The sequence below is a fragment of the Thermovenabulum sp. genome, assembly GCF_049701175.1.
In the GTDB taxonomy this organism is placed as follows: Bacteria; Bacillota; Thermosediminibacteria; order Thermosediminibacterales; family Thermosediminibacteraceae; genus Thermovenabulum.
Window position 1 is genome coordinate 25,615 of the sequence record NZ_JBNATW010000028.1, and the last position, 6,601, is coordinate 32,215.

Annotated in this window: 8 protein-coding genes; 7 read left to right on the plus strand and 1 reads right to left on the minus strand. The window is 33.6% G+C overall.

Annotation, left to right across the window (positions count from 1 at the left end):
* Nucleotides 1–35 precede the first annotated feature (35 nt).
* The 3 genes from ACPLVF_RS09655 to ACPLVF_RS09665 all read left to right on the plus strand — a co-directional run bounded on the left by ACPLVF_RS09655 (nt 36) and on the right by ACPLVF_RS09665 (nt 772).
* Nucleotides 36–470, plus strand: a complete 435-nt coding sequence (locus ACPLVF_RS09655; RefSeq protein WP_424907628.1) for a GNAT family N-acetyltransferase — start codon at nt 36–38, stop codon at nt 468–470.
* Complete coding sequence (locus ACPLVF_RS09660; RefSeq protein ID WP_424907629.1) at nt 454–564, plus strand: hypothetical protein; 111 nt, start codon at nt 454–456, stop codon at nt 562–564. The genes ACPLVF_RS09655 and ACPLVF_RS09660 overlap by 17 nt, the downstream gene beginning before the upstream one ends.
* A gap of 85 nt (nt 565–649) precedes the next feature.
* Nucleotides 650–772, plus strand: a complete 123-nt coding sequence (locus ACPLVF_RS09665) for a hypothetical protein (RefSeq protein ID WP_424907630.1) — start codon at nt 650–652, stop codon at nt 770–772.
* A gap of 61 nt (nt 773–833) precedes the next feature.
* Here the strand turns inward: ACPLVF_RS09665 and glpX are convergent, their stop codons facing one another.
* Nucleotides 834–1,814, minus strand: coding sequence for a class II fructose-bisphosphatase (glpX, locus tag ACPLVF_RS09670; protein ID WP_424907636.1), 981 nt, complete (start codon nt 1,812–1,814; stop codon nt 834–836).
* 535 nt (nt 1,815–2,349) lie between these two features.
* Between glpX and ACPLVF_RS09675 the strand changes: the two genes are divergently transcribed.
* The 4 genes from ACPLVF_RS09675 to ACPLVF_RS09690 all read left to right on the plus strand — a co-directional run bounded on the left by ACPLVF_RS09675 (nt 2,350) and on the right by ACPLVF_RS09690 (nt 6,547).
* Nucleotides 2,350–2,691: a LapA family protein gene (locus tag ACPLVF_RS09675; protein ID WP_424907631.1), complete on the plus strand. Its 342-nt coding sequence runs from the start codon at nt 2,350–2,352 to the stop codon at nt 2,689–2,691.
* Nucleotides 2,692–2,788: 97 nt separating this feature from the next.
* Complete coding sequence (locus ACPLVF_RS09680; protein ID WP_424907632.1) at nt 2,789–4,402, plus strand: glycosyl hydrolase; 1,614 nt, start codon at nt 2,789–2,791, stop codon at nt 4,400–4,402.
* 30 nt (nt 4,403–4,432) lie between these two features.
* On the plus strand, nt 4,433–5,248 hold the full coding sequence (locus ACPLVF_RS09685; RefSeq protein WP_424907633.1) for a GGDEF domain-containing response regulator: 816 nt from the start codon (nt 4,433–4,435) through the stop codon (nt 5,246–5,248).
* A gap of 24 nt (nt 5,249–5,272) precedes the next feature.
* A complete protein-coding gene (locus tag ACPLVF_RS09690; RefSeq protein ID WP_424907634.1) occupies nt 5,273–6,547 on the plus strand; it encodes an ArsB/NhaD family transporter in 1,275 nt (424 codons plus the stop codon).
* The last annotated feature ends 54 nt before the right edge of the window (nt 6,548–6,601 follow it).

The window sequence follows — 6,601 nt, forward strand, 5'->3', positions numbered from 1 at the left end:
CAATGTATATTTTTTTCAAAAGCAAGGCGTTTATTGTGCCATGCAGCGACAAAAATACAAAGCCAAGGGCTAATTCTATACATATTTACAAAAAAATAATGTTCTGTGATGAAGACAGTTTTCAAATTAACATAAACTTTAACGCATATGAAAATCAAGAAAAAAAAGCTGCAGAATTTGCTGTGGAAGCATCTAAAAAGGGGTTTAATACGGAAGTAAGTATAGAAGAGAAAATAAAAACATTTAAAGAAAGGGCAAAGGAAGAGGATTATATTTTTGCAGTTTATAATAATGAAATAGTAGCGCAAGCCTATATTCAAGCTGCTACAGATCTTGTAAATCAAATCGGAGGGGTTTACACAAAAGAAGAATATAGGGGGAAAGGTATTTGTAAGGCCCTGGTTTCGGAACTTTGTAAAAGGATTAAAAAAAAGAGGGAAAATACCGGTATTAATGGTGAAAAAATATAATACTCCTGCCGTAAAAGCATACAGTAGTCTTGGTTTTGAGCATTATGATGATTATATGATGGTAAGGTTTATCCGAGAAAATAAAAATATATAACGGCAATAAATTACCTTTATTTATATGATAAATTGATAAATATATAATATTATTAGGAAAATAAGGTAAAAGGAGATGATTTTAAATGGAGAAAAATTATCCACCCTTTGTAAGCGCTATAGAACAAACAGATCCAAAGCTTTTTGAAGTTGTAACAAAAATATCAGGAATGAAAACTCTGGCTACTATTCGTTCGGCGTACAATTAAATATAAAAATTGTACGCAAAAATCCCGCTTTCGAAAGCGGGATTTTTTGTGTGAATACTATTTATTTTATCTGAAGCCCTACTAAGTTGTATTGAGGTTTTTTGTCGAAGCGGTGGACGGCTTCAATAAATCGGATCGTCCCTGTCTTTCCCCTAACCACCAGAGTATGGGTGGAAGCGCCTTTAGAAGTAAAATGTACACCTTTTAATAAATTGCTATTTGTTATACCCGTTGCGGCAAAAAATACATCGTCGCTTTTTACCATATCATCCAAAGTAAGAATTTTTTCAGGGTCAGAAAGTCCCATTTTTTTGCACCTTTCTACCTGTTCTTCATTCTCGGGCTTAAGCCTTCCTATTAATTCTCCTCCAAGGCATTTTAATGCAGCTGCTGCCAGCACACCTTCCGGTGCGCCTCCAATTCCTATCATCATATCTATTCCGGAGTTTTCAAAGGCACAGGCAATAGCGGGTGAGACATCACCGTCGGAAATAAGCATTATCCTGGCTCCTGCTTCTCGAATCTCTTTTATGATTTGCTCATGCCTTGGCCTGTCGAGGATAACCACGGTAAGGTCGGATACGGATTTTTTTAGGCTTTCAGCAACAATTTTGAGGTTATCTTTTACAGGAGCATCTAAATGGATTTTGCCGGCTGCAGCTGGGCCAACCGCAATCTTTTCCATATACATATCGGGGGCGTTTAAAAGGCACCCTTTTGGAGCTGCTGCTACAACTGCAATAGCACCATTTAAACCCTTCGCAACGAGATTGGTACCTTCCAGTGGATCGACGGCTATATCCAAAGCAGGCCCATAGCCGGTTCCTACTTTTTCCCCTATATAAAGCATAGGTGCTTCGTCCATTTCTCCTTCACCTATTACCACTTCCCCGCGGATATCTATTGTATCGAATACGGCGCGCATGGCTTCGGTTGCCGCTTCATCGGCTTTATTTTTATCCCCTCTCCCCATCCAGCGGGCTGCAGCTACTGCTGCCGCTTCGGTAACACGGGCAAATTCGAGGGAAAGTTTTCTTTCCATTTCCATTTGCTATTACCCCCTTTTTATTTATGATGTAATACTTTAATAATAGTGCTGTATTAATTTTATCATAAAATCGGGGATTTGATATACTTTTTATTTGCAAACCTATAAATAAAACTTACCCAAAATATATAAAGCAATGGAATATCGTTATCACCAAAATATAGTAATTGTAGTATTGACTGCTATTATTGGTAAATTGTATAATGAGGGTGAATGCCATAAAAACAGTGACCGTAACTAAAGATGATTTCAACTATACTACAAAGAAAACTATTGAAAAAGGGCAATTTATTAAAAAATAAAAACAGGATTGAAGCATATAAGAATCGAAAATAAAGGCCTTTTAAAAATTTAAGTGGCCTTTTAATTTTTTTATAAAACAAAAATACGGTAAACTTTTGAAAAATTTATTAAACGAATCTATATAGTTGAAAAGTTCTTTATATATTAATGCTTAAAAAAAGGAATTTAAAATATTTTTATAGAAAATAAGAAATAAAAAACATCTGAAATGTTAAGGGGTGGCGAAATGTCAGGAGAGAGGATTCAATTCATACTTGTTATAGCTTTAATATTTGCCTTATTCGTTGCAATTTTTGCTATTTCAAATGCGGAAAAGGTGGATATTAGGTTTTTTGGAGCAGTATATTCGGTTTCACAGGCCCTTGTGATTATAGGGTCTGCTGTTTTTGGAGCCCTTGTTGTTATGCTTCTCGGATTGATGTCCCGTATTAGGATGGCTTTTAAAATTCGCGAGTATAAAAACAAGATTAAGAATTTAGAAAATGAACTTGAAGAGGCAAGAAAGGAAATAGGAAAATTGAAAGAAAGCATCAAAAATTCTTCTAATAATACGGTGGAAAATAATTAAATCTTATAAAGTTTTAAAAAAAGTATAAAAGGTTGGAAACAGGCAATTTGAATTCTAAGAAATAAAAGAAGGAGGCTAAAATAAGGTGGCGTATATTTTGAAAAAGTTTTTTGTATCTCTAATATTAATCTGTCTTATTTTTGCAAATTTTGCTCATGTCGAAGCAAAAACCGTTAAAAATACTGCAAAACCAAAAAAAGCCGTGTCTTCTAATGTTAACAACATACATCCCGATAAGGCTTATAAACTTGGGATGGATGCTTTCAATAAGAAAGATTATTCAAAAGCCCTATATTATTTTGATATTGCTATAAAAAGAAATCCTTCAGCAGCAAATTTTATTATGTTTGCTAAATCCTATGAAGCTCTGGGGAAAATGGAGGATGCCGCGAATTTTTACACAAAGGCTTCGGAAATATATGAAAAAAAAGGGTTAAAAGATGATGCGGAGATATATAAGACAAAGGCAAAAAAACTTACTACGGAAGTGAGATTATATCAATTTTTTAATAATGATAATTTTAAGGAAAATTACTCCGGAGCAAAATATGAACCTGTTGTAGGAGCTTATATTGGAGCCTATGTAGATGCTGACACAAATTTGAAGAATAAAGGCAAATCTATTTTTGAAGAATTTAATAGTCTTTTTGGTAATCATTCTGTTTTTTTCACATATCATTATTACGGCCAACCTTTTCCCAAAAATTGGGTAAATGAAGTTAGAAAAACAGGCGCTATTCCCCAGCTTGCTATTGAACCCGAAAATTTAGATGAGGTTAAGGATGATGAATATCTCCGAGAATTTGCAAAAGAAGCAGCGAAGTACGGTGGTCCCTTATTTATTCGATTTGCTTCTGAAATGAACGGGAACTGGACCCCATACCATAATGACCCTGAAAAATATAAAGAAAAGTTTAGGCTTGTGCATGACGTTTTTGAAAGAATAGCTCCCAATGTAGCAATGGTTTGGACTCCGAATGCGGTTCCAGAAAAAAATATTGATGAATATTACCCCGGCGATGAATATGTAGACTGGGTGGGCGTAAATTTTTACGCTGTAGCTTATCACAATATGAACATAAATGAACCAGCGTTTGATGAAGACCCTACAATTTACTTAGATTACGTATATAATAAATACTCACATAAAAAGCCTATCCAAATATCCGAGTGGGCAGCTACTCACAAAACAACAATTTCAGAGGAGGATTTATCAAATTTTGCTGTTGACCGAATAAAAAAGTTATACTACTATCTACCTAGAAAATATCCGAGAATAAAGATGGTCTGTTGGTTTGACAGCAACAATATAACTAATCCCTTTGTTCCTGCTGATAGGAGAATAAATAATTATTCTTTAACCGAAAATTACGTAGTAGGGGAAGCCTATAAAAAGGCAATTGAATCGGATTATTTTATAAAGAGCGGTCAAACCGCAACGGGATATTTTAAATCAGTACCCGAAAGCTTCGTATTAAAAGAGGATTTGAATTTAAGTGCATATGTTAAAACCTATGATGAAAAGTTCACCGTAAAATTTTTAGTAGACGATATTATGATTTCTTATCAAAAGGATATTCCTTACCAAATAACCCTTTCACCCAGAGATTATAAAGATGGATGGCATACCTTAGAAATAAGGGTAATAGACTCAAAGAATAGATTAGCAAAAAGTAAAAAGTATAAGTTTATTGTTGAAAAGAGTTTATGAGAAAGAAAGGGGGATAATTAATAATACTTTATGGACGAAAAGAATTTTAGTAAATACATATTGATAATTGATGATTCAGAAATGATTAGATATATATCAAAAGAGGTATTAGAAACAAAGGGATATAATGTAGAAACTGCTTCTACGGCAGAGGAAGCTCTTTTAAAGATTAATAATGGTGAAAAGGTTTTCGATCTGTTGATAGTAGATATAAATTTGCCTAAAAAAGATGGCTTTACGTTTATGGAGATTATAAAAACATTGCCTAAATATGAAAATGTTCCTATCATGATATTAAGTGCAGATACAAAAGCTTCTTCTGTTTTGCGAGCAATACAAATGGGTGCGGCGGACTACTTAGGTAAACCTTTTGATACGACTGAATTTATAAAAAGGGTAGAGAAACTTATAGGGGTTCCGCCTGAAAAGGGGTCGTTCATTGAACTTAAAAAAATACTAAAAAATGAAATAAATAGAGCTAAGAGAGGGAATTTAACTCTTTCTCTTATTATTGCTCAGTCCGAAAAAAAACTAAATCCTGAAATATTAAAAGGAATAATAGAAAAAATAAGGGAAAATATTCGGGACATAGATACAGTAATTGATATAAATGGCAATGCTATAGCATTAATACTCCCTCTAACAGGGGCAGAAGGAGCAAAGGTTGTGGTTAATAAAATTTTAGCTTTAATGCGCGGCAAATGGCATTTTGGTATAGCTACATATCCTGCTAATGGCAAAGATGAAAAAGAATTATTTGATTTTGCAAAACAAAATTTAATTCAGGAAATAACCAATTCAAAAAATAAAACTGCTGAATCAAAAGAAAAAAAAGATGAAGATTAAATATTGCAAAAGGGAGATGAAATAATGAATTTTATTCAAATTGCTTCTGTTGCAGTATTTGTAATAACATTTATATTTATAATCAGCGAAAAAATAAACAGGACTGTCGCTGCAATGGTAGGTGCGATGTTCCTTTTAATAGTGCGGATAATCGACCAAAGAGCAGCGACAAGATTTATTGATTACACTACAATAGGTGTTTTAGTAGGTATGATGATTGTTATAGCAATAATAAAGAGGACAGGTCTTTTTCAATACCTTGCAATCAAAGCTGCAAAGTTTGCCAAAGGGGACCCAATGAGGATAATAGTGATGTTTGGCATTATGACCGGAATAATATCAGCGTTTTTGGACAATGTTACAACAATACTCCTGATGATTCCTGTTACACTGGTAATTGCAAAGATGTTAAATTTAAATCCAATTCCATTTATAATGTCAGAGGTTTTGTCATCAAATATAGGTGGAACTGCAACGTTAATAGGCGACCCGCCGAATATAATGATTGGTTCGGAAGCAGGTCTTGGATTTTTAGACTTCATAGTAAATTTAACTCCTGTTGTAATCGTTATCCTTATTTCAACTGTATATATTATTAGATACATATATAGAAACGAGTTGAAAGTAGATGAGGGATTAAAAAAACATATAATGGGATTGGATGAAGAAAGTGCTATAGTTGATAAAGTTTTGCTTATAAAAAGTTTAATAGTCCTGTTTTTAATAATATTGGGTTTTTTCCTTCATGAACAGTTTGGTTATGAATCATCAACGGTTGCATTAGCAGGTGCTACGTTACTGCTACTAATTAGTGGGATCGAAATTGATGAATTGCTCGTTGAAATCGAATGGCCAACAATATTTTTCTTTATTTCGTTATTTATAATAGTTGGGACACTTAATGAAGTTGGAGTAATTACAATGCTTGCAAAACTTGTAGTTGGAATTACTAAAGGGAACCTTATGCTAACTGGTATAGTAATTTTATGGGCTTCTGCAATTTTATCTGCATTCCTTGATAACATCCCTTTTGTTGCAACAATGATTCCACTTATAAAAGGGCTTGGCGCAATTTCAGGAATGGATATAACTCCTCTTTGGTGGGCACTTTCTCTCGGTGCATGCCTTGGAGGAAATGGAACTTTAGTTGGTGCATCTGCAAATGTGGTCACTGCAGGAGTTATGGAAAAAGAGGGTTATAGAATAACTTTTAAGGATTTTACAAAATTAGGGTTTCCTCTTATGATAATTTCTATAATTATTTCAACAGTTTATTTATTAATATTTAAATTTAGATAGGGTAGCGTCAAACAAAAATATGAAGATTCCCTAAAAATTGGTAATCACAGGTAG